This is a genomic window from Aestuariivirga sp. (genome assembly GCF_046093005.1).
In the GTDB taxonomy this organism is placed as follows: Bacteria; Pseudomonadota; Alphaproteobacteria; order Rhizobiales; family Aestuariivirgaceae; genus Aestuariivirga.
Map to the genome: position 1 here is coordinate 1 of NZ_JBJTER010000075.1, position 3,088 is coordinate 3,088.

The following is a 3,088-nucleotide window of genomic DNA, read 5'->3' on the forward strand; positions in this document are numbered from 1 at the left end:
CTATTTCCCGCGCTGGAAAATCCGCACCATCGTCACCCGTACACAGACCTTCCCGGCCGGCCAGACGATTGCCGTGAGCCACCGCTACAAGCCCGTCCTGGGCGGCAGCGTGGGCGGCGCGCTGAACGCCGAATACCGCAATGAGGACTGGGGCAAGGAGCATGCCGGCGACTTCTGCATCGAGGACGACTGGTTCGCGGCTTTCGACAAGGCCTTGGCAAAGCGCGCGACCACCGCCAACTCTTCGCCCTACAACGAGGTGTGGCTGAGCTATGTGCTCTCAACCGGCGCCAGCTGGAAAGGCCCGATCAAGGAGTTCCGGCTGGTCGTGGACAAGGGCAGGCCCGAGAACCTGGTCAGCTTCTGCGCCGAGGGTGTGGAGAAGATTGGCCCCACCCGGTTCGAGGTCCGCAAGACCGATTTTGAGCCTGCGGAGGATATCAAGCTCCTGATCGTGGAGTGGTTCAAGCCTGACGAATAGGCGGCCGTTGGCTTGTCGCGGGTTGAGGCTTCGCGGCAACGTCTTTTTGGGCCTGGCTGAGACGGCGCGGCCACAACCAGAATTTTCCTAGTTGAGATAGCGCCGCTTCAGGTGGTCTTCGAAGTACCTGGCGTTCAGCGCTTCGCCGGTGGCTTGGATCATGATCTCCGGGGTCGAGAAGCGCGAGGCCTTCGACCAGATGTTCGTCTTACGCCAGCCGTTAATGGCAGAGAAATCGCCGCGCGCGACTTGTTCCGCGGCATCGGGAATGGCCCGTTCCACCGCCGCCCATTGCTGCGCCGCCATCATGGCGCCCAGCGTGTAGCTTGGGAAATAGCCGATGGCGCCCGATGGCCAGTGCACGTCCTGCATCGGGCCGTCCTTGTAGTTGCCGGCGGTCGAAAGCCCGAGATCGTCTTGCATCTTGGCGTTCCAGACCTCTGGCACGTCTTTTGGCGCGAGCTGGCCCGTCACGAGTTCCTGCTCGATTTCGAAGCGCAGGATCACATGCAGGGGGTAGGTGGCCTCGTCGGCATCCACACGGATCAAGCCGCGCTCGACGTGGTGCACATGGGACAGCAGGTCCTCAACCGACACGTCCTCAAGCCCGAGAATTTCGCGGGCTCTGGGAAGCGCGAAACGCCAGAATTCCGGCCGCCGCGACAGCTGCATTTCCTGAAACAGGCTCTGGCTCTCATGCATCGCCATGCCGCGCGCGCTGGTGCTGGGCCAGTGGGCGAGATCATGCGGCAGGTTCTGTTCATAAAGCCCGTGGCCGGTCTCATGCAGGATGCCCATGAGGGAGGACAGGAACTCATCCGCGCGGTAACGCGTCGTCATGCGCACGTCCGAGGGAACGCCGCCGCAGAACGGATGGTGCGACACATCGAGCCGGCCGTGGTTGAAATCAAAACCAACGGCGTTCATCAGTTCAAGTCCCAGCGCCTTCTGCTTCTCGATGGGGAAGGGGCCGTTGAACGGTTTGCGGGGGTGGCGGGCGCGCCGCCGCGCCTGCGCGTCGAGGGCTTCCGGAATGAAGCATTTGAGGAAGGCCTTGAGATCGGCGAACACGCGGGCGATGTCGGCCACGCGGCTTCCCGGGTCATATTGCTCGACCATCGCGTCATAGGGCGAGAGCTTCAGGACCTCGGCGCGGCGCTGGGCTTCCTCGCGGGCCAGGGCCACGACATTTTCGAAAGAGGGGAGGAAGTCGGTCCAGTCGTTCCTCGCCCGAAGCAGCCGCCACAGCTGCTCACAGCGCATTGAGGCACTGACCTGGCGGGCGACGAATTCAGACGTGAGACAGGTCCGGTTGATGTAGCCGCGCTTGAATTCGGCAACCGCCGCCTTCTGGTCCTGGTCGAGGTCTTCGGTTTCGGCCTTGGCGATCCATTCGGCGATGTGCGGGGCCGAAGCCATTTCATGGGCCATGGCGGCGATGACGCTCATCGCCTCGGCGCGTTTTTCGCCGCCGCCTTCGGGCATGTTCACCGCCTCGTCGACGCCCAGCATGGCCTGGGCATGCCTGATCGCTTCGAGGCGGCGGCAGAGATGATCGAGTTCCGCGAAGGACATCAGCCCTTCGCCTGTTCCATGTAGTGGGTGAAGCGGCGGAACAGGTAATGGCTGTCCTGCGGGCCGGGCGAGGCCTCCGGGTGGTGCTGCACGGAGAACACCGGCTTGTCCTTGAGCGCGATGCCGGCGTTCGAACCATCGAACAGCGAGATGTGGGTTTCAACGACGCCCGCGGGCAGCGAGGCGCGATCCACCGCGAAGCCGTGGTTCATGGAGACGATCTCCACCTTGTTGGTGGTGAAGTCCTTGACCGGATGGTTGGCGCCATGGTGGCCCTGGTGCATCTTCACGGTCTTGGCGCCCAGCGCGATGCCCAGCATCTGATGGCCGAGGCAAATGCCGAAGACCGGTTTGCCGGAGGCCACCAATTTGCGGATTTCGGGAACGGCATATTCGCCGGTGGCGGCGGGGTCGCCGGGGCCGTTGGACAGGAACACGCCGTCCGGCTTCATGGCCAGAATGTCCTCAGCCCTCGTGGTGGCGGGCACCACGGTGACGTTGCAACCCGCCGCCGTGAGGCAGCGCAGGATGTTGCGCTTGAGGCCGTAATCGACGGCCACCACCCTGTAGCGGCCTTCCGGGACACGCTCATAGCCCTTGTTCCAGTCCCACAGCGTTTCGTCCCAGCGCAGGCGCTGGGTGAGGGACACATCCCTGGCGAGGTCAAGGCCCAGGAGGCCCGGCCAGGCGGCCGCCATGGCTTTGAGCTTCTTCAGGTCAAACCTGCCTTTTGCATGATGCGCGATGACCCCGTTCGGCATGCCTCTCTCGCGGATCCGGGCGGTGAGCGCGCGGGTGTCGATGCCCGACAGGCCGATGATGTTGCGGGCCTTGAGCCATTTGTCGAAATGCTTCGCCGAACGGTAATTGGCCGGTTCGGTGATGGGCTCCTTGACAATGCAGCCGACCACCCCGGCGGAGGCCGCCAGATTGGTGGTCTCGATGTCCTCGTCATTGGTGCCGACATTGCCGATATGGGGGAAGGTGAAGGTGACGATCTGTCCGGCATAGGAAGGGTCCGTCAGCACCTCC

General features: G+C 63.7%; 3 protein-coding genes. 1 reads left to right on the plus strand and 2 read right to left on the minus strand.

Annotated features, from left to right (window positions below; genetic code table 11):
- Nucleotides 1–481: DUF4424 family protein (locus ACKOED_RS06015; protein WP_408915674.1), on the plus strand; the 481-nt coding region annotated here is incomplete at its 5' end.
- Nucleotides 482–568: 87 nt separating this feature from the next.
- Here the strand turns inward: ACKOED_RS06015 and ACKOED_RS06020 are convergent.
- Nucleotides 569–2,056, minus strand: coding sequence for a carboxypeptidase M32 (locus ACKOED_RS06020; protein WP_408915675.1), 1,488 nt, complete (start codon nt 2,054–2,056; stop codon nt 569–571).
- The coding region (gene carA / locus ACKOED_RS06025; protein ID WP_408915676.1) for a glutamine-hydrolyzing carbamoyl-phosphate synthase small subunit at nt 2,056–3,088 on the minus strand (1,033 nt) is incomplete at its 5' end. The genes ACKOED_RS06020 and carA, both read right to left, overlap by 1 nt.